This window comes from Burkholderia sp. AU39826 (assembly GCF_020419965.1).
Taxonomy (GTDB): Bacteria; Pseudomonadota; Gammaproteobacteria; order Burkholderiales; family Burkholderiaceae; genus Burkholderia; species Burkholderia semiarida.
Genome location: NZ_JAIZQG010000006.1, coordinates 239,309 through 259,287, shown reverse-complemented (window position 1 = coordinate 259,287; position 19,979 = coordinate 239,309). Strand labels below are relative to the sequence as shown.

Sequence of the window (19,979 nt, the reverse complement as noted above, 5' to 3'; positions counted from 1 at the left end):
GACCGGCGCGGCAGCGCGCGTCGCGGCGGGCGCCGCGACGGCCGAAGCCGCGGCCGGCACGGCATTCGCGCCCGCCCCCGGCGTGACACCCGGCACCGAAAGCGGCACGGGCGCGGCGGGCGGCGTCGGCACGACCGGCGTCGTCATCTTCATCGGTTCACCCTGCGGCGTCGGCGCGGGTTCGGGCAGCGGCGCGACGGGCTCCTTCTCGGCCGCCTTCACGGTCGCGCGGTCGCGCCGCGCCGGGTCGATCTTCAGGAAATGGTCGACGAGCGTGAAGAAGCGTTCATAGAACACGCCGGCGGGAATCGTCTCGCTCGCGGTCTTGACGAGCGCATCGTCGCTCGACCCGATCGGCAGCGACAGTGAGCCGAACACGCTCAAGCCGACGCTGGCCGACGTATTCGACTTCTTCAGCGTATAGCGGTCCTGCACCGCGTTCACGTATGCGATGCTCGACGAGCCGTCCGCGGTCGCGTCCGCGCACACGACGTGAAACTCGATCACGACGTGCATGTCGTTGCTCGGCTGGAAATTCTTGCTGCCGTCGACCGCGTCGTTGCGCGACGACGACACCACGTAGCCCTGGCTCAGCAGCGCGCGCCGCGCGGCCTCGCAGGCCGCGTCGGATTTCGAGTGGAACGTATGCGCATACGGGCTGGTGGTCGCGTCGAACTGTTCCTGCTGGTAGATCGGCTTGGGCGGCGACGAGCATGCCGCCAGCACGGTCGCGGCCGCGAGCGCGCACGAAACGGAAAACAGGCGAAATCGGTTGTGCATGGCGTCTTTCAGAAGGCTCGGCGAGAGGTGGCGCAAGGGCGGTGCCCGGATGGGCGCACGCACACATCTCGTATGGCCGGGGCGACATTATAGTTTCGTTTGATGTCGCGCTCGCTTCAGTCGGCCGCCGCGCCGCGCGCCGCGGCCAGCAATCGCGACGTCAGCGGATGATGTTCGCCGCGCCGCGAGCGGATCGCGTGGATCTCCTCGGTCACGTCGCCCGCGCGCCCGAGCCGCCTGAGCCCGCGCAGCAGCGACGCATCGTTCGCGCCGAGTTCGCTCAGCGGGAACACGCCGAGGCCGCGCGCCGCGAACACGGCCATCAGCGCGCTGTCCTCGAACTCGCCGGCCACGCGCGGCACGATCCGCTCGCTTTCCAGCCACTGGTCGAGGCGGGCGCGCAATGCCGAATGCGCGGTCGGCAGCAGCACGGGCAGCTCGGTCAGGCACTGCGGAAAGCGCTGCCGCGCGGCCGGCGTGACGAGCGCCGCGGGCCCGTACCAGTCGACCGGCGAGGCCACGAGCCGCTCGCTCGTCACGCGCAGGTTCGACCCCGACGGCGCGCCCTGGCCCGCCAGCACGAGATCCAGATGATGCAGCGCGAGTTCCGCGAGCAGCGCGTCGTGCTCGCCCTCGTGGCACAGCAGCCGCAGCGTGGGCGTGTCGAGCACCGGGGCCAGGATCGCGTGCGCGGCGAGCTTGGAGATGCCGTCCGCGAGGCCGACCGCGAGCCGCACGGTCGGCCGGCTGGCCGCCGCGCGCACGTCGTCGGGAATCAGCCGGCCCATCTCGAAGATGACTTCCGCGCGCGCGAAGGCGGCCTGCCCGGCGTCGGTCATCGCGACGCCGCGCCCGGCCGGGCGCAGCAACTGGTGCCCGAGCGATTTCTCCAGCTCGCGCACCTGCGCGCTGATCGTCTGCACGGCCATTTCCAGCCGGCCGGCCGCACGCGCGAAACCGCCTTCCTTCACGACGACCCAGAAATAGTACAGATGGCGAAAATTCAGCATCGGCGCGCGATATATCGAAAAAAACGAACCTGAAGTCAGATTCTCTCTGATTTTTCCGAAGTACGGAGCGGCATATCATCGGGTTTTCCACTTTCGTATCCGCCCATCCCATGGACTATCTGCTGACGCTTGCCACCGACCCCGCCGTCTGGGCCGCGCTCCTGACGCTCGTCGTGATGGAAGTCGTGCTCGGCATCGACAACCTGATCTTCATCTCGATCCTCAGCAACAAGCTGCCCGAAGCGCAGCGCGCACGCACGCAGCGCCTCGGCATCGCGCTCGCGCTGGTGATGCGCCTCGCGCTGCTCGGCAGCGTCGCGTGGATCGCGAGCCTGACCGAACCCGTGTTCACGCTGTTCGACCATGCGTTCTCGTGGCGCGACATGATCCTGCTGTCGGGCGGCCTGTTCCTCGTGTGGAAGGCGACCACCGAGATCCATCACCACGTGTCGCATGACGGCGACGGCGCGGGCGGGGCCGCCGGCGCGGCCGGCCTGACGATGTGGGCCGCGATCGGCCAGATCGTGATGCTCGACATCGTGTTCTCGATCGACAGCATCGTGACCGCGATCGGCATGACCGAGCACGTCCCGATCATGTTCGTCGCCGTGATCGTCGCGGTGACCGTGATGCTGTTCGCCGCGCAGCCGCTCGCACGCTTCATCGACCGCAACCCGACGATCGTGATGCTCGCACTGTCGTTCCTGGTCGTGATCGGCATGACGCTGATCGCCGAAGGGTTCGGTTCGCACGTGCCGAAGGGTTACATCTATGCGGCGATGGCCTTCTCGGCGTTCGTCGAGGGCATGAACATGCTCGCGCGGCGCGCGAAGGCGAAGCGGGCCGCGCACGCGGCGCGCGACTGACGCGGCACGCGGGATGCCGGCCGCCGCGGCGGCCGGCATCCCGCGCCTCATACGGAATCCGGATGAAATTCGCACGGAAAGGAGAAACGCGATGAAATGTCCTGTCTGCAAGACGCCCGACCTGCTGATGGCCGAGCGCCAGTCGATCGAGATCGACTATTGTCCGACCTGCCGCGGCGTGTGGCTCGATCGCGGCGAACTCGACAAGCTGATCGCCCGTGAAACCGGTGACGCGCCGGTTCGCCGCGACGCCGCGCCGGCCCAACACGACGCGCACGCGCCGCGCGGTCGCGACGACGGCTGGGGGCGCGACGGCCGCTCGCACGACGAGCGTGATCGGCACGACGGCCGGCGTCGCAAGAAGTCGGTGTTCGACCTGTTCGATTTCGATTGAAGCGGCCGTTCGCGTGCCCGAACGCGCGCGGCCCGATGTAAAAAATCCCCGCCCGGCATCGCGCCGGGGCGGGGATTTTTCATGCGCGTCGCGTCAGCACACGCGCCGATGCTTACGCATGGCCGGCCGTCACGTCGATGCGACGCGGACGCGTTTCCTCGCGGCGCGGAATCGTCAGCGTCAGCACGCCGTCGCGCAGGTTCGCGTCGATTCGCGACGTGTCGAGGTCGGCGCTCAGCACGAACGACCGTGCATAGCGCGTCGCGCGTACTTCCGCGTGCCGCATGCGCAGGTCGGCCGGCGCGTCGAATTGCGTCGCGGCTTCGATCGTCAGCGTATTGTCGTGCACCTTCACGTCGAGGTTGTCGCGCGGCACGCCGGGCAGGTCGGCCCGCAGCGTGACGCCGCGCGCGTCCTCGACGATGTCGACGGACGGCGTGATCGCGGGCCGGCGCGCGGCTTCGGCGGCGGCAGCGTGAACGGTGCTCGGGTGGCGTTCGGCCAGGGTCGGGTTCGTGTTCATGTCGGTATCCTGAAGATTACTGAATCGTGATCGCACGCGGCTTCGATGCTTCGCGCCGGCCGACGCGAATCAGCAGGCAGCCGTTCTCGTAGCGGGCGCTGACCTGGTCGGGGTCCGCGTCGCGCGGCAATTCGACCACGCGGCGGAACGCGCCGTGAAAGCGCTCCTGCGCATACGTGCGCACGTCGTCGCCTTCGCGCGGCGCCGGCTTGCGCTCGCCGCTGATCGTCAGCAGATCCTTGTCGATCGACACGTCGAAGTCGGTCGCGGCCATGCCGGGCGCGAACGCGACGATCTCGATCGCATCGTCGGTGGCGCCGACGTTGAGTGCGGGAAATGCGCCGGCGCGCCCCGCACGGATGCCGGACGGGCGCTCGCCGAGCAGGCTCGCCATCTGCCGCTGCACGCGGGCGAATTCGTCGAACAGATCGTAGCCGTGATGGATACCGCTCATGTTTGTCCTCCTGAACAGGGAACGCGGGAGACGTGACCGCGCGACGCCTGCGGCGGGCGCGACGGGGGCTCCACGAGGTCGATAACGGGGCGGTGCGTTGGATGCGGCACTGCCCGACGACGCTTAATTAGTGGCCGCCGCCGCGCATTTCAAGAGGGCGTGGGCAATCCCCGCGTCGACGCATGCGCACGGGATTCGATGCGACAATCGCCGCGGCATATCCGCAGACCAACCACACGGGACAACCATGGACATTCGACGTATCGCGATCGTCGGCGCCGGCGTGATCGGCGCGAGCTGGGCCGCCTTCTACCTGACGCAGGGCTTCGACGTCGTCGCGACCGACCCGGCGCCGCAGGCCGACGCGCGGCTGCGCGACGCGCTCGCCGCCTTCCTCGGCGAGCGGGCCGCCGAACTTGCCGCGCGGCTGTCGTTCGACGCCGATCTCGTGCGCGCGCTCGACGGCGTCGACTTCGTGCAGGAGAACGGCCCCGAGCGACTCGACCTGAAGCGCGCGCTCTATCGCCGGATGGACGACGTACTGCCCGCGCACGTGCCGATCGCGTCGAGTTCGTCGGGCCTGAAGATGTCCGAGATCCAGACCGCGTGCGCGAAGCATCCGGAGCGCTGCCTGATCGCGCATCCGTTCAATCCGCCGCACCTGATCCCGCTCGTCGAGCTGGTCGGCGGCGATGCGACGGACCCCGACGTGATCGCGCGCGTGAAGCAGTTCTACGATGCGCTCGGCAAGCAGACGATCGTGCTGAACAAGGAGATGACCGGCCACGTCGCGAACCGGCTCGCGGCCGCGCTGTTCCGCGAGGTGTATCACCTCGTCGGCGAAGGCGTCGTGAGCGTCGCCGACGCGGACAAGGCCGTCGCGTGGGGCCCCGGCCTGCGCTGGGGGCTGATGGGGCAGTGCCTGACCTATCATCTCGGCGGCGGCGCGGGCGGGATCGCGCACTTCCTCGAACACCTGTCGGGGCCGATCGCGAGCTGGTGGGACGACCTCGGCACGCCGTCGTTCGATCCGGAAGTCGATCGCAAGCTGACCGACGAACTGCGCGCGATCCAGGGCGAGCGCTCGATGCAGGCGCTGGCGGCCGAGCGCGACCGGCTGCTCGTCGAGCTGATCGACGCGCGGCGCCGCAGCTTCCTGCCCTGATCCTGGTCCGGTCGTGCAGGTGCGGCGGCGGCGGTTATTGCTGCGACGTCGTCTGGCTGGCGGGCGGCACGTGGGCCAGCCACGCGGGGCTCGTGGCCTGCACGAGTTCGCGGTTGCGTGCGCGCGTCGCGGCGTTCGGCGGATAGTTGCCGTCGTTGGTCGGCAGTTCGCCGTCGAGATAGGCCTGCTTGAGCTGCTCGATGACTTCCGCGCGCGTCAGGCCCTGTTGCGCGGGGGTCGACGCGTGGGTCTGGGCAAAGGCGGGGGACAGCAAGGCGGCTGCGGCGGTCGCGACGGCGAATCGCAGGGCGTTGCTCATGGCGGGCTCCGATCAAGGGGACGGGGTAGCGGATGCGCGCGGCGATGTGCGGTGCATTCCGTTGGGTCCCATTGTCGCGAGCGCGTGCTGCGCGGACGATGACGCGTTCCGGGCAACGCTGTCAGGTGCGGGCGCGACCGCGCCCGTGCGGTGCCGTTACAACTCGGCCGCCGCCGCGATCAGCGTGGCTTCCAGCGCGAGCGTCGAGCGCGACGCGGCCGCCGGGCGGTCGATCACGTATTCGAGTTCGCCGAGCTCCGGCAGCCCCGCGTCGAGCCGCGCGAGCCCGGCCGGGATCACGTAGCCGGCGAACGCGCTGACGCCGAGCCCCGCGCTCGCGGCCGCCCGCAACACCGCGATGCTGCTGCTCACGACGGCGATCCGGTACGGCCGCCCGACGGCTTCAAGCGATTCGAGCACGCGCCGGCGCGACACGCTCGGCTCCGGATGCATCGCGAGCGGCAGCACGGCCTCGTGGCCGGTGATCCGCGAATCGGGGCCGGTGCACCAGTACAGCGGTTCGCTGCGGATCACGCGGCCGCGCCGGCTGCCGGCGATGCGCTTCGCGAACACGAGATCGTGCCGGCCTTCGTCGAGCGCGTCGAACAGGTCGCCCGACAGCCCGGTCGAGATCGCGAGCTCGACGTCCGGGTTGCGCTGCACGAAGCTCGCGAGCGCGGCCGTCAGGTGCGCCGACGCGAAATCCTCCGACATCGCGAGCCGCACTTTGCCCGATAGCGGCGGCCCGCATACCGACGTGACGGCCTCGTCCATCAGTTCGAGGATGCGCACCGCGTAGCGGAACAGCGCGTCGCCGTGCTGCGACAGGTGCACGTTGCGCGTGTCGCGCTCGAACAGCGGCCGGTCGAGCAGCTCCTCGAGGCGGCGGATATGCTGGCTGACGGTCGATTGCGACAGGTTCACGCGCTCGGACGCGGCGGTGAAGCTGCCGGACTGGGCGACGGCGACGAAGCTGCGCAGCAATTCGGGCGGTAACGGACGCATTGCTAAATCCACTGAATCGGTTTCGACAACTTCATAAATGGCCGGATTTTGCGGCGCTAGTATCGGATCACGCGCCCGTGCGGCCTCCGCGAAACGGGGGACACCGGACGCGTAGCCCGTGTCGCGCCGCCGGCTGCATCGATCAGTCTAAGCCATCCGGCGTCCGGCCCGAAACCGCATCATCCCATCGACCCCGAGAACGCGCTCGCACGACGAGCCGCCGGGCCGCGGCGCCCCGCCGCAGGAGACACACAGTCCGCCCGGGATCGGCGTGCGGGCCTGGCTCCCGCACGCGTCAGGCGCCCGTCACGAAGAGACTGGAGACGACTCATGATCATCTATGGAACCGCGCTGCTGGCGTTCTGCCATCTGGCCGGACTGTTCCTCGGCGACCTGCTCGGCAGCGCGATCGGCGTGAAGACCAACGTCGGTGGCGTCGGTATCGCGATGCTGCTGCTGATCTGCCTGCGCCTGTGGCTGCACCGGCGCGGCTGGCTGCCGAAGGAGACCGAGGCGGGCGTCGGCTTCTGGGGGGCGATGTACATCCCGGTCGTCGTCGCGATGGCCGCGAACCAGAACGTCGTCGCCGCGCTCAAGGGCGGGCCGGTCGCGCTGCTGGCGGCGGTCGGCGCGGTCGCGATCTGCGCATGCTGCATCGCGGTACTCGCGCGCACGGGGCGCGACGACACGGCCTTCGCGGGCGTGCCGCAATTCGAAGAACGGTAACGGAGGCCGCCATGCTGCAGATGCTCGAAAAAACCGTCGCCCACAACGGGCTCGTCGCGTCGTTCGCGCTGGTCGGCCTGATCATGTGGCTGTCGTCGATCGCGTCGCGCAAGCTCACGTTCGGCCGCGTGCACGGCTCGGCGATCGCGATCGTCATCGGTCTCGTGCTCGCCTACGTCGGCGGCGCATTCACCGGTGGCGAGAAGGGGCTGGCCGACGTCAAGCTGTTCGCCGGTATCGGCCTGATGGGCGGCGCGATGCTGCGCGATTTCGCGATCGTCGCGACCGCGTTCGAAGTGCAGCCGACCGAGGCGCGCAAGGCCGGGCTCGTCGGCGTCGTGTCGCTGCTGCTCGGCACCGTGCTGCCGTTCATCGTCGGCGCATGCGTCGCGCGTGCGTTCGGCTATACCGATGCGGTCAGCATGACGACGATCGGCGCGGGCGCCGTCACCTATATCGTCGGGCCCGTCACGGGCGCGGCGATCGGCGCGAGCTCCGACGTGATCGCGCTCAGCATCGCGACGGGGCTCGTGAAGGCGATCATCGTGATGGTCGGCACGCCGGTCGCGGCCAATTTCATGGGGCTGAAGACGCCGCGCTCCGCGATGATCTTCGGCGGGCTGGCCGGCACCGTCAGCGGCGTGAGCGCCGGCCTTGCCGCGACCGATCGCCGGCTCGTCCCGTACGGTGCGCTGGTCGCGACCTTCCATACCGGCGTCGGCTGCCTGCTCGGGCCGTCGGTGCTGTTCTTCACGACGCGCGCGCTGGTCGGCGCGTGAGGCCAGGCGAGGGGCCATGCGAGTGGCCCGTGCGCGCGCCGCATCCATCGCGGCGTCCTCTGAGTCGCATTCGGCAACATCATCAATCGACAGCGGCGCCAGGCTTAGAATGCCGCTGAACCATCGAAGCGGAGAACTGTTCATGACCGGATGGAATCACGCGCGGCAAGCGCGCGATGCCCGGCTCGCGGCCGGCGCGGCTTACGCGCGGGGCAAGCGGGTCGATGCGCGCGACACCGTCGCGTTGCTCGAAGCGGTGCTGCGGCCCGGCGATCGCGTGTGCCTCGAAGGCGACAACCAGAAGCAGGCCGACTTGCTCGCCGTCGCGCTCGCCGACGTCGACAGCGCGAAGATCCACGACCTGCACATGGTGCAGTCGGGCGTCGTGCTGCCCGAGCATCTCGACGTGTTCGAGCGCGGCATCGCGAAGCGGCTCGACTTCGCGTATTCGGGCCCGCAATCGCAGCGCATCGCGAAGCTGCTGTTCGGCGGCAAGATCGCGCTCGGCGCGGTGCATACCTATCTCGAACTGTTCGCCCGCTACTTCATCGATCTCACGCCGCAGGTCGCGCTGATCGCGGCCGTGAGCGCCGACGCCGACGGCAACCTGTACACGGGCCCGAACACCGAGGACACGCCGACCGTCGTCGAGGCGACCGCGTTCAAGGACGGCATCGTGATCGCCCAGGTCGACCGCATCGTCGACAAGGTGCCGCGCGTCGACATCCCGGGCGACCGCGTGCATTTCGTCGTCGAGGCCGGCCGGCCGTTCTACGTCGAGCCGCTGTTCACGCGCGATCCGGCCGCGATCACCGAGACGCAGATCCTGACCGCGATGCTCGCGATCAAGGGCCTCTACGAGCCGTACGGGATCAAGCGCCTGAACCACGGGATCGGCTTCAACACGGCCGCGATCGAGCTGCTGCTGCCCACCTACGGCGCGAAGCTCGGGCTGAAGGGCAAGGTCTGCACGCACTGGGCGCTCAATCCGCATCCGACGCTGATCCCCGCGATCGAATCGGGCTGGGTCGAGCAGATCCACTGCTTCGGCTCGGAAGTCGGGATGGACGACTACATCCGTGCGCGCTCCGACGTGTGGTTCACGGGGCCCGACGGGTCGCTGCGCTCGAACCGCGCGTTCTGCCAGACGGCCGGCCTCTATGCGTGCGACATGTTCATCGGCTCGACGCTGCAGATCGACCTGTCCGGCCATTCGTCGACGGTCACGGCCGAGCGGATCGCCGGCTTCGGCGGCGCGCCGAACATGGGCAGCGACGCGCGCGGCCGGCGCCATCCGAGCGAGCCGTGGCTGAAGGCCGGCGCGGAAGCCGACCCGGACACGCCGGCGGCGCTGCGGCGCGGCCGCAAGCTGGTCGTGCAGATCGGCGAGACGTTCGGCGACAAGAACGTGCCGATGTTCGTCGAGAAGCTCGACGCGCTGAAGCTCGCCGACAAGCTGCAGCTCGACCTCGCGCCGATCATGGTCTACGGCGACGACGTCACGCACATCGTCACCGAGGAAGGGATCGCGAACCTGCTGATGTGCCGCGACAAGGACGAACGCGAGCATGCGATCCGCGGCGTCGCCGGCTATACGAACGTCGGCCGCGGCCGCGACCGGAAGCTGGTCGAGCGGCTGCGCGAGCGCGGCGTGATCCGCCGCCCGGAGGATCTCGGCATCGATCCGCTCGACGCCGACCGTCGCTGGCTCGCCGCGCGTTCGATCAAGGATCTCGTGCACTGGTCGGGCGGGCTCTATGCGCCGCCGGCCCGGTTCCGCAACTGGTGAGGAAGAGGGCATGGAACAGTTGAACTATCGCTTCACCGCGCGCGAACGCGCGAAGGGCGAGCAGGCCGCGGCGCTCGTCGGCGTGGTCGCGTCCGGCAACCTCGAGGTGCTCGTCGAGCGCGTGCTGCCGGGCAACGAATGCGAGATCGACATCCGCACCGCGGCCGTCGGCTTCGGCGCGGTCTGGCAGGCCGTCGTGTCGGATTTCGTCGAACGGCGCACGCCGGGCGGCCTGAAGCTGTCGATCAACGACGGCGGCGCGCGGCCCGACATGGTGTCGCTGCGGCTCGCGCAGGCCGTGCGCGCGATCGAGGGAGACGCATGATGAGCGACGCGATCCACGACGCGCCGGCGTTCGTCCCGAACGCGGCGAGCTGGTACGAAGCATCGGCGCGACAGCGCATCGACGGGCTGCTCGACGCGGGCAGTTTCAGCGAATTCCTCGGGCCGGCCGAGCGCGTGACGAGCCCGCACCTGCCGCTGTTCGACCTGCCGCGGCAGTTCGACGACGGGATGGTGGTCGGCCATGGCCGGCTCGACGGCCGGCCGGTGTTCGTCGCCGCGCAGGAAGGCCGCTTCATGGGCGGCGCTTTCGGCGAAGTGCACGGCGCGAAGCTCACCGGGCTGCTGCGCGCCGCACGCGACGTCGGCAAGCCGGTGCTGATCCTGTTCGATACGGGCGGTGTGCGGCTGCAGGAAGCGAACGCGGGCGAGCTCGCGATCGCGGAGATCATGCGCGCGCTCGTCGACGCGCGTGCGGCCGGCGTGCCGGTGATCGGGCTGATCGGCGGGCGCGCGGGCTGCTACGGCGGCGGCGGGCTGCTCGCCGCGTGCTGTTCGGCGCTCGCGGTGTCGGAGCAGGGGCGCATCAGCGTGTCGGGCCCCGAAGTGATCGAGACCAACCGCGGCGTCGAGGAATTCGATTCGAAGGATCGCGCGCTGATCTGGCGCACGATGGGCGGCAAGCACCGGCGGCTGATCGGCGGCGCCGATCGCTACGTGGCCGATACACCGGACGCGTTTCGCGCGGCCGCGCTCGATCTGATCGGCCGCGCGCCGGCGTTCGATGCGGCGATGCTGCGCGCGGAACAGGCGCGTCTCGAAGCGCGGATCGAACGGTTCGGCGGCTGCGAGGATGCGCTCGACGTGTGGCGTGCGCTCGGCGCCGACAAGCCGGAAGCGATTCCCGGCATGCCCGACGATGCATTCGCGAAGCTCGCCGACCAGTTACAGGAGGCCCGGCATGACGCTCGATGAAGTACTGAACGCGCTGTTTCCCGCCGGCCATTCGATTGCGCGTCATGGCGGCCTGCTGACGGGCCACGCGGAACTGGCCGGTACGCGCGTCGACGTGATCGGTGTGACCGATCGCTTGCCGTTCGGCATCGACGAGGCGCTGACGCTTGCGTCGCGCGTGCTCGACACGGTCGCGCGCGGCGGCGACACGCCGATCCTCGTGCTCGTCGACAGCGACAGCCAGCGGATGAGCAAGCGCGACGAGCTGCTCGGCCTGAACGAAGGGCTGTCGCATCTCGCGAAATGCCTGATGCACGCGGATCTCGCCGGACACCGGACGATCGGCGTGCTGTACGGCCACACGGCGGCTGGCGCATTCATCGCGACCGCGCTCGCGACGCGCACGCTGCTCGCGGTGCCGGGCGCCGAGCCGGAGGTGATGGACCTGCCGTCGATGTCGCGCGTGACCAAGCTGCCGATCGACGTGCTGAAGGAGATGGCGCGTTCGACGCCGGTGTTCGCGCCGGGGCTCGACAACCTCGTGAAGATGGGCGCCGTCGACGCCGTGCTCGATCCGTCTCGCGCGCTCGACGCGCAGGTCGGCGAATGGCTCGGCAAGCCGGCCGAGCGCATCGATCGGCGCGCGGCGCGCGGCCGGCCGGTCGCGACCGACGTCGCCGCCCGCGTCGAGGCACTCGCGCGTGCCGCACGCTGAGCTGCCGCTGCGCCGCCACACGCTCGTCACGCTGACGGCGGCCGGGTGGCGCGCGGCCTTCGCCCGCGACCCCGCGCTCGCGGGCGATCCGCTCGTGCGCGCCTGGGCCGAACGCGGCCGGCCGCTGATCGTGCGTCGCGCGTCGCCGGATGAAGCCGACGCCGGCCGCGTGCCGCTCGGCCTGCCGCTGCCGCCGTCGGCGGGCAAGCGGCGCATCGCGCTGAACGTGACCGCCGACGCGCTCGCGACGGTCGGCCCGCTTCCCACGTTGACCGACGTGCTCGCCGCCGCGCCCGCGGCCTGGCATGCGCTGCTGCGCGAGCTCGATGCGCTCGGCGCGCGCTGCGGCGTGCAGGGGCGCGTGTTCGGCAGCCTTGCATGGCAGGCGCTGACGGGTGACCCTTACCTGAGCGCATCGTCCGATCTGGACATCGTGTTTCCGCTGCCGGATGCCGCGTCGCTCGCGCCGCTGCTCGACGGTCTCGCGGCGATCGACGCGCGCGCGCCGATGCGCATCGACGGCGAACTGCTGCGCGACGACGGCGCGGGCGTCAACTGGCGCGAACTGCACGCGCGGATGCCCGACGTCGCGGTGAAGACGGCGATCGCCGTCGAACTGATGCGCGCCGACGCCTTCACCGGAGGCACGCGGTGAACGCACGAGCCGCCTGCCGCGTCGCCGCGCCGTCCGATGCCGAGCGCATCGCCGCGCTGGCCGAGCGCAGCCTCGTGCTCGAGATCGACACCTATCCGAAGCCGGGCCTCGTCAGTCACGTCGACACCGGCAGTCACACGGACATGGATGCCGCAATGTTCGCGCGCAGCGCCGCCGTGCTGCGGCCGTACTTCGCGGAACTCGTCGACGCCGGCGCACGCGACGCCGACATGGCCGTGCTGCGCAAGATCGGCCTGCGCGCCGAGCACGCGATGCTCGCCGCGACCGGCGGCGTCAATACGCATCGCGGCGCGATCTTCGGGCTCGGGCTGCTGTGCGCGGCCGCCGGCCGGCGCGCGATACCGGGCGCGGCGCCGGCCGGGACGACGCTCGGCGCGTTCGTATCGCGTCGCTGGGGCGCCGAGATCCTTGGCGGCCCGCGTCTGCCGGACAGCCACGGCGAGCGCGCGAGCCGCCGCTACGGTGTCGGCGGTGCGCGTCGCGAGGCGGCCGACGGCTTCCCGACCGTGTACGCGGTCGGCTTGCCCGCGCTGCGCCGCGCCCGGCGCGACCTGCCGGACGATCCGGAAGCCGCGCGGGTCGCCGCATGCTTCGCGCTGATCGCCGCGCTCGACGACACGAATCTGCTGCACCGGGGCGGGCAGGACGGCCTCGATTTCGCCCGCGCGACCGCCCGTGCGTTCGTCGCGCGTGGCGGCGTGCGGGCGCGCGACTGGCGGCTGCGCGCGGCGGCCGCGCATCGGGCGTTCGTCGCGCGGCGGCTGAGCCCCGGCGGGGCAGCCGACCTGCTCGCGATGAGCGTGTTCGTCGATGTGCTCGAAGCCGAAGGGCACGTGCGATGACGCTGGCGATCCTGTGTTCGGGGCAAGGCGCACAGCGCGCCGACATGTTCGACCTGACCGGGGCGGCGCCGCAGGCCGACGCTTTGTTCGCGCATGCGGGCCGGCTGCTCGGCGACGATCCGCGCACGTGGGTCCGGCAGGCCGGGCCCGACGCGCTGACGGAAAACCGCGCCGCGCAGATTCTCTGCACGCTCCACGCGCTCGCGGCGGCTTCACTGCTCGACGCGGTGTGGCCGCGCGGGCGCTGCGTCGCCGGCTACAGCGTCGGCGAGGTCGGCTCGTGGAGTGTCGCGGGGATGATCGACCCGCACGACGCGCTCGATCTGGCCGATGCGCGTGCACGCGCGATGGATGCCGCGAGCGGCGGCGACGAGCGAATGGTGTTCGTCCGCGGCCTGACGCGCACACAGCTGGCGCGGCTGTGCGAGGGCCGCGACGCGGCCATCGCGATCGCGAACCCCGGCGATGCGTTCGTGGTCGCGGGGCGGCACGCCGATGTCGATGCGGTGGCCGACGCCGCGCTGCGAGCCGGTGCGCTGCGCGTCGCACCCGTCTGCGTGCGGATCGCGTCGCACACGCGCCGGCTCGCGGCGGCCGTGCCGGCATTCCGCGCGACGCTGGCCGCGACGCGCGTGCGCCGGCCGCTGCCCGGCACGCGGCTGTTCTCGGGGATCGACGGCGCGTCGGTGCTCGACGTCGACACGGGCCTCGACAAGCTCGCGCGGCAGATCGCGGAGCCGGTCGAGTGGGCGGCCTGTCTGGCGGCGTGCGTCGAGGCCGGCGCAACCGCGTTTCTCGAACTCGGCCCGGGGCGCGCGCTGGCCGAGATGGCCGGCGGCGCATATCCCGCGCTGCCGGCGCGCAGCCTCGCGGATTTCCGTTCCGTCGACGGCGTGACGAGCTGGCTCGCGCGCGTCGCGGGCGGCTGACCGACGGGTCGAAAACCCGGCTTGAAAGCCAGCCGTCGGGCACCGCTTTCGCACGGTGTGTTGCGCCGGCGCAGCAGCGTCGCGGCCGCCTCTTGCCACGCGAATTGGCGTCGCTACAATGGCGCCCGCCATGAGACCAGCCGCCATCCTGCTCGCCGCGTTCTGCTGCGCGACGAGTGTCCACGCCAGCCAGATTCCGTCCGACGCCGCATCGGTCGGCACGTACTTTTCGTATGACAACGCGGCGGCCGACGCGACCGTCGATCTGATCGAACAGGCACAGCGCCGCGTGCTGCTGGCCGGCTACACGCAGGTGTCGCCGGCGGTCGCGAGCGCGCTGCGCGCGGCCCGCGCGCGCGGGATCGAGGTACGCGTCGTGCTGGTGCGCCCGCCGCGCGCGGGCAAGACCAGCGGCGCCGGCTATCTGAAATCCGCTGGCATCGACGTCGCGATCGATTCGCGGCACGGCGGCCCCGCGTCGCGCTTCGTGATCGTCGACGACAGCGTCGCGCTGACGACGCTGTCCGACGGCGCGGCCGAGCGGGCCGACACGGTGAACGTGTTCCGACGCGCGCCCGAACTGGCGCAGTCCTACGCGCAGTCGTTCTGGCGGCTGTACCGGCAGGCCGCCGGCCTCTGACCTTCCTCCGGCGCGTCGCGCGCCGGTTTGACCCGGCTTGCGTCGGTGCGCCCGATGAACCATGCTCGTTGACAGGCGCCGGCGCGGGTTGCGCGCATCCGGCGCAACGGCAGGGAGGCGATCGTGACCGAACCCAGTTTTGCCGATCGCGCCGAGGCCGGCCGCCAGTTGGCCGACGCGTTGCGCGAATACGCGGGGCGCGGCGATGTCGTCGTGCTCGCGCTGCCGCGCGGCGGCGTGCCCGTCGCGTATCCGGTCGCGTGCGCGCTGCGCGCGCCGCTCGACGTGCTGGTCGTGCGCAAGCTCGGCGTGCCGTTCGACCCCGAGCTCGCGATGGGCGCGATCGCGACCGGCGGCGCGACACATCTGCAACGCTCGACGATCCGCGCGATGGACGTATCGGACGCGCAACTCGCCGACGTGATCGCGCGCGAGACGGCCGAGTTGCATCGCCGCGAAGCGCTGTATCGTGGCGCCGCGCCGCCGCTGGCGGTGGAAGGGCGCATCGCGATCGTCGTCGACGACGGTGTCGCGACCGGCGCATCGATGCGTGTCGCGCTGCAGGCGCTGCGCGAGCGCCACCCGGCGCGCATCGTCGCGGCGGTGCCGGTGGCGCCGGCGGGGGCCGCGCATGCGTTCGACGGTCTGGCCGACGCGTTCGTCGCGGTGTCGCAGCCGCTACGGTTCTTCGGGATCAGCCAGTTCTACGCGCGCTTCGATCAGACGAGCGACGACGAGGTGCGCGCGCTGCTCGACGCGGCGCGCCCCTGACACGGGGTCACGTCCGACGGCTTCGGCGCGGGCGCTGGCGCGGTCGCCGGGCTTCCGCCAGCGCGAACACGCGCTGCAGCGCCGGATGGACGTTGCCGTGCCAGCGCGGTCCCGTAAACAGCCCGTAGTGATCGCAATCGTCGATGTCGACGCGATGGCGCTCGTCGGCGCAGAGGCCGCTGCACAGGTCGAGCGCCGCATGCGTCTGGCCGGCGCCCGTGACCGCGTCGCAGGCGCCTTCGACGGTCAGCAGCGCGACGTCGCGCAGCGCGGCCGGTTCGACGCGCCGGCCGCGCACGCGCCACGCGCCGGTCGCGAGCAGCATGCGCTGGAACACGACGTCGACCGTGTCGAGGAAATAGTCGGCCGGCATGTCGAGCAGCGCGGTGTATTCGCGCAGCGCCCGCCGTGCGTCGGCGAGTCCGGTCATGTCGAAGCGGGAAGCGGCGAGCGCGTAGGTCTCGATCAGCGTCAGGAAGCGTTGCGGATACAGCAGCGCGATCTCGCCCTGTTGCAGATAGGTCGGAAACACGTGGCGACCGTGCCCGGCGAAGCCGGGCGGCACGACGTCGATCAGGTGGCGCCGGCACCAGTCGAGCGAATGGGCGGCGGCCGCGGCGCCGAGCGCGCTCGGGTTCCGGCGCGCATCGATCGGGCCGCCGATCAGCGTGACGCTCGCGGGCGGCGCGAGCCCGCGCGCGGCACGCAGCGCGAGGACGCCGAGCGCCGGCACGGTCGCCTGGCACACGGCGACGACGTGCAGCGGCCGAGCGTCGCGCTGGAGCATGCCGACGAAGTCGTCGAGCATCGCGACGTACTCGTCGAGCCCGAAACGGCCCGCCGCGAGCGGCACGTCGCGCGCATTGCGCCAATCGGTCACGCAGACGTCGCCGTCCGCGAGCAGCGTTTCCGCGGTTTCCCGCATCATCACGGCCGCGTGCCCGACGAGCGGCGCGCACAGCAGCACCGTGCGGCGCGCGTCGTCGTGCGCGAAGCGCCGCAGGTCGCAAAACGGCGTGTGCGCGACGACCTGCTCGCCGACGGCGGGCCACGCGAGGTCGAAGCCCGGTGGCGCGGCCTGCGGGCCGAGCAGCGGCTCGAACAGGTCGTCGTAGCACGACGAAGCGGCATGCGGCAGCGACGCCGCGGGCCATGCGTCGAACGCGTACCGCGTCGCCGCGCGCCATGCGCGCATCCATTCCCGCTGCTGCTCGACGACGGCATACCACATGGCGGACCCTGGGGCGGAAGGAGCGTGAACCTGCATTATGGTCACTGTGGCCGGGCAGCGGGAGCCGGATGTGCGGGCGGCTGATCTGCATCACGCGGACGGGCGCGCTAGGCGCCGCCGCGCGACGCTGCTACAGTCGTCGGTCCCATTCCCTCGAAACGGAGCGTTTGCGATGAAGCTGATCGGCATGCTGGATTCCCCGTTCGTGCGCCGTGTCGCCATTTCGGCGAAGCTGCTCGACCTGCCGTTCGAACACGAGTCGATCTCGGTGTTCCGTCATCTCGAACGGTTCAGGACGCTCAACCCGGCCGTCAAGGCGCCGACGCTCGTGACCGACGGCGGCGCGACGCTGCTCGACTCGTCGCTGATCGTCGACTATCTCGACCACCTGGCCGCGCCGGAGCGGCGCCTGTTGCCCGACGCCGTCGATGCCCGGCTGCGCGCGCTGGTGCCGATCGGGTTCGCGCTCGCCGCGGCCGAGAAAACCGTGCAGCTCGTCTACGAGCAGGCGCTGCGCCCGTCGGACAGGCAGCATGAGCCATGGATGGAACGCGTGCTGAGCCAGCTCGAAGGCGCGTACGGCGCGCTGGAGCCGCTGGCCGCCGCCACGGACGGCTGGTTCGGCGGCGCACGACCGTTGCAGTCGGACGTGACGGTCGCGGTGGCGTGGCGCTTCACGCAGTTCATGGCGGCCGACTACCCGGTGCTCGCGCGGATCGATCCGGCCCGTTATCCGGCGCTCGCCGCGCATTCCGCGCGCGCCGAAGCGCTGCCGGCTTTCGTCGAAACGCCGCTCGCGTAGGGCCGGCGCAAGCCCGTTATTGGCGTGAACGGGCCCTCGGCTTCGAAGCGGCCCGCCGGGCGCTCGCAGACCGCTGTCGGCCTCCGCGGCCTTGTCCGGCAAGCCGCTGCCGATTGTTCTCGACGGCTGACAAGTGACTTCGCATTCGCGCTGTTTATCCGGCGTCGACCGATCCCTAGAATCCACTCCATCAAATCACGCATTGCCAGATGGAGCCGATGATGAAAGCCCTGATCGAATCGAGCCTGTACCACCCGTCCGTCGTGTTGCCGCTTGCCGCGCTGACGCAACTGATGGTCGAGCGCGATTTCAATCTCGGCCAGGTCGGGCTGATCGTCGCGGCGCGCGGTGCGCAGGCGGCCGTGTCGCGGTCGCGCGCGCTGATTTTCTGCCGTGACTGCGAAGCGCGGGCATGAGCGCGTTCGCGTCGATCGAATGAAAAAAAGCCCGGCCGGCGCAAGCCGGTCGGGCGGGATCGGTTTCGATCGGGCCCCGGCTTCGGCCGGGGCTTTTTCATTGAGCGACGCTTACGCGCGGGCCGGCGTCGCGACGCCGTAGACCTCCGATTCGTCGTCCTCCTCGCGCAACTGGCGAGCGAGCTGATGCGCTTCGCGGCGCGTCGCGACGGCCGGCGGCGAGCCCTTCAGCGGCTGGCGCGCGGATTCGGCGAGCGCGACGACCGACACGATGCCGATCAACGCGGCGCCCATCATGTAATACGCGGGCATCATCAGGTTGTGCGTCACGTCGACGAGCCACGCGGTCACCAGCGGCGTCGTGCCGCCGAATAGCGACACCGACACGTTGAAGCCGATCGCGAGCGCGCCGTAACGGATCTCGGTCGGGAACAGCGCGGGCAGCGCCGACGGCATCACGCCGGTGAAGCACGACAGCAGCACGCCGAGGATCAGCAGGCCGCCGAACACCGACGCGGTGGTGCCCGCATGGATCAGCAGCAGCGACGGGATCGACAGCACCAGCAGGCCGACGCAGCCGGCGAGCATCACCGGCTTGCGGCCGACCTTGTCCGACAGGCGGCCGGCGTACAGCGTCATCGGCATCATCAGCACCATCACGAGCAGCACCAGCACGAGGCTGTGCGATTCGTCGAAGTGCAGCGTCGACGACATGAAGCTCGGCAGGTACGACAGCACCATGTAATCGGTCACGTTGAAGATCAGCACGAGGCCGACGCACAGCAGCAGCGCGCGCCAGTTGGCGAACAGCGTCTCGCGAAAGCGCGCCTTCGGCACGGCCTTGTCCTGCGCTTCGCGCGCTTCGGCCTGGCGCTTGAACGCGGGCGTTTCCTCCAGCTTCATCCGGATGTAGAGACCGATCAGGCCGAGCGGGCCGGCGATCAGGAACGGCACGCGCCAGCCCCACGACAGCAGCGCTTCCTGCGACAGCGACGCGGTGAGCAGCGCGACGACGCCCGCGCCCAGCACATAGCCGATCAGCGTGCCGAACTCGAGGAAGCTGCCCATGAAGCCGCGGCGCCTGTCGGTGGAGAACTCGGCGATGAAGGTGGCGGCGCCGCCGTATTCGCCGCCGGTCGAGAAGCCCTGCACGAGGCGGGCAACGAGCAGCAGGATCGGGGCCATGATGCCGATCGACGCATAGCTCGGGATGAGGCCGATCGCGAAGGTGCCGACGGCCATCATGATCATCGTGGCGGCGAGCACGCGCTGGCGGCCGATGCGGTCGCCGAGCGGGCCGAACACCATGCCGCCGAGCGGGCGCACGAGGAACGCGGCGGCGAACGTGCCGAAGGTGGCGAGCAACTGCGCGGACGGGCTGCTGGACGGGAAGAACACCTTGCCGAGCGTGACGGCGATATAGCTGTAGACGCCGAAGTCGAACCATTCCATCGCATTGCCGATCGCCATCGCGCTGACGGCGCGCTTGAGCAGGCTCTGGTCGACGACGGTGATGTCGTCCGCGGTGAGCGGGGCGTCGCCGGACGGCGAAGCGGGAGAAGAGACAGCGGTCGGGCTGACGTGTGTTGCGGTCAAGGTCATGCACTCCTTTGACAGCGCCGGAACGGGCGGGCCGTCCGACACGGTTTGCCGGCGAGCGCGGTGTCGGATGCTGCGCGTCGGGGCAGACCATCAAGCAGTTGCTGCGCAGCGGGCAGCAAAGGGCCAAGGGGCTGCTTCGACGCGGGCCCGATGGGCCGTCGCGACAGTGCGCTCATGAAGAATGGGCCGCGTGATGCAAGCGGCGGATGCCGGTGCGGACGAGGAGTCCGGCTTCCGGCAACGCCCCGGAGGGGCAGCGAAACGAGAAAAGCGGGCCTGTCGGGCGGGCTTTCCTGTGGATGCAATTTC

Annotated in this window: 24 protein-coding genes; 16 read left to right on the top strand and 8 right to left on the bottom strand. The window is 70.6% G+C overall.

The genetic code is table 11. The features are described from left to right. Positions 1 to 780 (bottom strand): DUF2242 domain-containing protein (locus tag LGM42_RS15095; RefSeq protein WP_226232591.1); only part of this gene is annotated, 780 nt, incomplete at its 3' end. A gap of 116 nt (positions 781 to 896) precedes the next feature. After that, positions 897 to 1,790, bottom strand: a complete 894-nt coding sequence (locus LGM42_RS15090) for a LysR family transcriptional regulator (RefSeq protein ID WP_226232590.1) — start codon at positions 1,788 to 1,790, stop codon at positions 897 to 899. Positions 1,791 to 1,900: 110 nt separating this feature from the next. Between LGM42_RS15090 and LGM42_RS15085 the strand changes: the two genes are divergently transcribed. Further along, positions 1,901 to 2,656 (top strand): TerC family protein, encoded by a 756-nt coding sequence (locus tag LGM42_RS15085; protein WP_059573900.1) that lies wholly within the window; start codon positions 1,901 to 1,903, stop codon positions 2,654 to 2,656. 91 nt (positions 2,657 to 2,747) lie between these two features. Next, positions 2,748 to 3,050, top strand: coding sequence for a zf-TFIIB domain-containing protein (locus LGM42_RS15080; protein ID WP_226221821.1), 303 nt, complete (start codon positions 2,748 to 2,750; stop codon positions 3,048 to 3,050). A gap of 112 nt (positions 3,051 to 3,162) precedes the next feature. Here the strand turns inward: LGM42_RS15080 and LGM42_RS15075 are convergent, their stop codons facing one another. Together LGM42_RS15075 and LGM42_RS15070 are read right to left on the bottom strand one after the other, a co-directional pair. Continuing rightward, positions 3,163 to 3,573, bottom strand: coding sequence for an Hsp20/alpha crystallin family protein (locus tag LGM42_RS15075; RefSeq protein WP_059644168.1), 411 nt, complete (start codon positions 3,571 to 3,573; stop codon positions 3,163 to 3,165). A 16-nt stretch (positions 3,574 to 3,589) separates the two neighbouring features. Continuing rightward, complete coding sequence (locus LGM42_RS15070) at positions 3,590 to 4,027, bottom strand: Hsp20/alpha crystallin family protein (RefSeq protein ID WP_226232589.1); 438 nt, start codon at positions 4,025 to 4,027, stop codon at positions 3,590 to 3,592. A 247-nt stretch (positions 4,028 to 4,274) separates the two neighbouring features. Between LGM42_RS15070 and LGM42_RS15065 the strand changes: the two genes are divergently transcribed. Further along, entirely contained in the window at positions 4,275 to 5,192 is a 918-nt protein-coding gene (locus tag LGM42_RS15065) for a 3-hydroxyacyl-CoA dehydrogenase NAD-binding domain-containing protein (protein WP_226232588.1), read from the top strand. A gap of 34 nt (positions 5,193 to 5,226) precedes the next feature. On the opposite strand, the gene LGM42_RS15060 is transcribed toward LGM42_RS15065, so the two are convergent. Next, positions 5,227 to 5,511: a DUF4148 domain-containing protein gene (locus LGM42_RS15060; protein WP_226232587.1), complete on the bottom strand. Its 285-nt coding sequence runs from the start codon at positions 5,509 to 5,511 to the stop codon at positions 5,227 to 5,229. A 156-nt stretch (positions 5,512 to 5,667) separates the two neighbouring features. Then, entirely contained in the window at positions 5,668 to 6,516 is an 849-nt protein-coding gene (locus tag LGM42_RS15055) for a LysR substrate-binding domain-containing protein (RefSeq protein WP_059573894.1), read from the bottom strand. Between the two features lie 330 nt (positions 6,517 to 6,846). Between LGM42_RS15055 and madL the strand changes: the two genes are divergently transcribed. From madL to LGM42_RS15000, 11 genes are all read left to right on the top strand, one after another. Continuing rightward, positions 6,847 to 7,242, top strand: coding sequence for a malonate transporter subunit MadL (gene madL / locus LGM42_RS15050; RefSeq protein WP_059573893.1), 396 nt, complete (start codon positions 6,847 to 6,849; stop codon positions 7,240 to 7,242). 11 nt (positions 7,243 to 7,253) lie between these two features. Further along, complete coding sequence (madM, locus tag LGM42_RS15045; protein ID WP_006476364.1) at positions 7,254 to 8,021, top strand: malonate transporter subunit MadM; 768 nt, start codon at positions 7,254 to 7,256, stop codon at positions 8,019 to 8,021. A 142-nt stretch (positions 8,022 to 8,163) separates the two neighbouring features. Continuing rightward, positions 8,164 to 9,810: a malonate decarboxylase subunit alpha gene (gene mdcA / locus LGM42_RS15040; protein ID WP_226232586.1), complete on the top strand. Its 1,647-nt coding sequence runs from the start codon at positions 8,164 to 8,166 to the stop codon at positions 9,808 to 9,810. Between the two features lie 10 nt (positions 9,811 to 9,820). Then, positions 9,821 to 10,135 carry a malonate decarboxylase acyl carrier protein gene (mdcC, locus tag LGM42_RS15035; RefSeq protein ID WP_006485317.1) on the top strand — a complete coding sequence of 105 codons (315 nt, stop codon included), beginning with the start codon at positions 9,821 to 9,823 and terminating at the stop codon, positions 10,133 to 10,135. Then, complete coding sequence (locus LGM42_RS15030) at positions 10,132 to 11,067, top strand: biotin-independent malonate decarboxylase subunit beta (RefSeq protein ID WP_059573892.1); 936 nt, start codon at positions 10,132 to 10,134, stop codon at positions 11,065 to 11,067. The genes mdcC and LGM42_RS15030 overlap by 4 nt, the downstream gene beginning before the upstream one ends. Beyond that, positions 11,054 to 11,761, top strand: a complete 708-nt coding sequence (gene mdcE, locus LGM42_RS15025; protein ID WP_226232585.1) for a biotin-independent malonate decarboxylase subunit gamma — start codon at positions 11,054 to 11,056, stop codon at positions 11,759 to 11,761. Before LGM42_RS15030 ends, mdcE begins: the two co-directional genes overlap by 14 nt. Further along, the gene (mdcG, locus tag LGM42_RS15020; protein ID WP_226232584.1) at positions 11,748 to 12,416 is read left to right on the top strand and encodes a malonate decarboxylase holo-[acyl-carrier-protein] synthase; all 669 of its coding nucleotides are present in this window, start codon (positions 11,748 to 11,750) and stop codon (positions 12,414 to 12,416) included. Before mdcE ends, mdcG begins: the two co-directional genes overlap by 14 nt. Then, on the top strand, positions 12,413 to 13,279 hold the full coding sequence (gene mdcB / locus LGM42_RS15015) for a triphosphoribosyl-dephospho-CoA synthase MdcB (protein WP_226232583.1): 867 nt from the start codon (positions 12,413 to 12,415) through the stop codon (positions 13,277 to 13,279). Before mdcG ends, mdcB begins: the two co-directional genes overlap by 4 nt. Next, positions 13,276 to 14,208 carry an acyltransferase domain-containing protein gene (locus LGM42_RS15010; protein ID WP_226232582.1) on the top strand — a complete coding sequence of 311 codons (933 nt, stop codon included), beginning with the start codon at positions 13,276 to 13,278 and terminating at the stop codon, positions 14,206 to 14,208. The genes mdcB and LGM42_RS15010 overlap by 4 nt, the downstream gene beginning before the upstream one ends. A gap of 118 nt (positions 14,209 to 14,326) precedes the next feature. Further along, entirely contained in the window at positions 14,327 to 14,848 is a 522-nt protein-coding gene (locus tag LGM42_RS15005; RefSeq protein WP_060313507.1) for a phospholipase D-like domain-containing protein, read from the top strand. A gap of 123 nt (positions 14,849 to 14,971) precedes the next feature. Next, positions 14,972 to 15,619, top strand: coding sequence for a phosphoribosyltransferase (locus LGM42_RS15000; protein ID WP_060313510.1), 648 nt, complete (start codon positions 14,972 to 14,974; stop codon positions 15,617 to 15,619). 7 nt (positions 15,620 to 15,626) lie between these two features. Here the strand turns inward: LGM42_RS15000 and LGM42_RS14995 are convergent, their stop codons facing one another. Then, complete coding sequence (locus LGM42_RS14995; RefSeq protein ID WP_226232581.1) at positions 15,627 to 16,850, bottom strand: polyhydroxyalkanoate depolymerase; 1,224 nt, start codon at positions 16,848 to 16,850, stop codon at positions 15,627 to 15,629. Positions 16,851 to 17,022: 172 nt separating this feature from the next. Between LGM42_RS14995 and LGM42_RS14990 the strand changes: the two genes are divergently transcribed. After that, on the top strand, positions 17,023 to 17,652 hold the full coding sequence (locus LGM42_RS14990) for a glutathione S-transferase family protein (protein WP_226232580.1): 630 nt from the start codon (positions 17,023 to 17,025) through the stop codon (positions 17,650 to 17,652). 209 nt (positions 17,653 to 17,861) lie between these two features. Next, on the top strand, positions 17,862 to 18,068 hold the full coding sequence (locus LGM42_RS14985) for a hypothetical protein (RefSeq protein WP_059573884.1): 207 nt from the start codon (positions 17,862 to 17,864) through the stop codon (positions 18,066 to 18,068). Between the two features lie 111 nt (positions 18,069 to 18,179). On the opposite strand, the gene proP is transcribed toward LGM42_RS14985, so the two are convergent. After that, on the bottom strand, positions 18,180 to 19,670 hold the full coding sequence (gene proP, locus LGM42_RS14980; RefSeq protein WP_089464661.1) for a glycine betaine/L-proline transporter ProP: 1,491 nt from the start codon (positions 19,668 to 19,670) through the stop codon (positions 18,180 to 18,182). Positions 19,671 to 19,979: the final 309 nt, after the last annotated feature.

Coding starts and splice junctions, on each gene's coding strand:
- madL (WP_059573893.1), top strand. CDS start 6,847: ATGATCATCTATGGAACCGCGCTGCTGGCGTTCTGCCATCTGGCCGGA.
- mdcA (WP_226232586.1), top strand. CDS start 8,164: ATGACCGGATGGAATCACGCGCGGCAAGCGCGCGATGCCCGGCTCGCG.
- mdcC (WP_006485317.1), top strand. CDS start 9,821: ATGGAACAGTTGAACTATCGCTTCACCGCGCGCGAACGCGCGAAGGGC.
- LGM42_RS15080 (WP_226221821.1), top strand. CDS start 2,748: ATGAAATGTCCTGTCTGCAAGACGCCCGACCTGCTGATGGCCGAGCGC.
- LGM42_RS15070 (WP_226232589.1), bottom strand. CDS start 4,027: ATGAGCGGTATCCATCACGGCTACGATCTGTTCGACGAATTCGCCCGC.
- LGM42_RS14985 (WP_059573884.1), top strand. CDS start 17,862: ATGGAGCCGATGATGAAAGCCCTGATCGAATCGAGCCTGTACCACCCG.
- mdcE (WP_226232585.1), top strand. CDS start 11,054: ATGACGCTCGATGAAGTACTGAACGCGCTGTTTCCCGCCGGCCATTCG.
- LGM42_RS15005 (WP_060313507.1), top strand. CDS start 14,327: ATGGCGCCCGCCATGAGACCAGCCGCCATCCTGCTCGCCGCGTTCTGC.
- LGM42_RS15085 (WP_059573900.1), top strand. CDS start 1,901: ATGGACTATCTGCTGACGCTTGCCACCGACCCCGCCGTCTGGGCCGCG.
- madM (WP_006476364.1), top strand. CDS start 7,254: ATGCTGCAGATGCTCGAAAAAACCGTCGCCCACAACGGGCTCGTCGCG.
- LGM42_RS15060 (WP_226232587.1), bottom strand. CDS start 5,511: ATGAGCAACGCCCTGCGATTCGCCGTCGCGACCGCCGCAGCCGCCTTG.
- proP (WP_089464661.1), bottom strand. CDS start 19,670: ATGACCTTGACCGCAACACACGTCAGCCCGACCGCTGTCTCTTCTCCC.
- LGM42_RS15030 (WP_059573892.1), top strand. CDS start 10,132: ATGATGAGCGACGCGATCCACGACGCGCCGGCGTTCGTCCCGAACGCG.
- LGM42_RS15010 (WP_226232582.1), top strand. CDS start 13,276: ATGACGCTGGCGATCCTGTGTTCGGGGCAAGGCGCACAGCGCGCCGAC.
- LGM42_RS15065 (WP_226232588.1), top strand. CDS start 4,275: ATGGACATTCGACGTATCGCGATCGTCGGCGCCGGCGTGATCGGCGCG.
- LGM42_RS14990 (WP_226232580.1), top strand. CDS start 17,023: ATGAAGCTGATCGGCATGCTGGATTCCCCGTTCGTGCGCCGTGTCGCC.
- LGM42_RS15090 (WP_226232590.1), bottom strand. CDS start 1,790: ATGCTGAATTTTCGCCATCTGTACTATTTCTGGGTCGTCGTGAAGGAA.
- LGM42_RS15055 (WP_059573894.1), bottom strand. CDS start 6,516: ATGCGTCCGTTACCGCCCGAATTGCTGCGCAGCTTCGTCGCCGTCGCC.
- LGM42_RS14995 (WP_226232581.1), bottom strand. CDS start 16,850: ATGTGGTATGCCGTCGTCGAGCAGCAGCGGGAATGGATGCGCGCATGG.
- LGM42_RS15075 (WP_059644168.1), bottom strand. CDS start 3,573: ATGAACACGAACCCGACCCTGGCCGAACGCCACCCGAGCACCGTTCAC.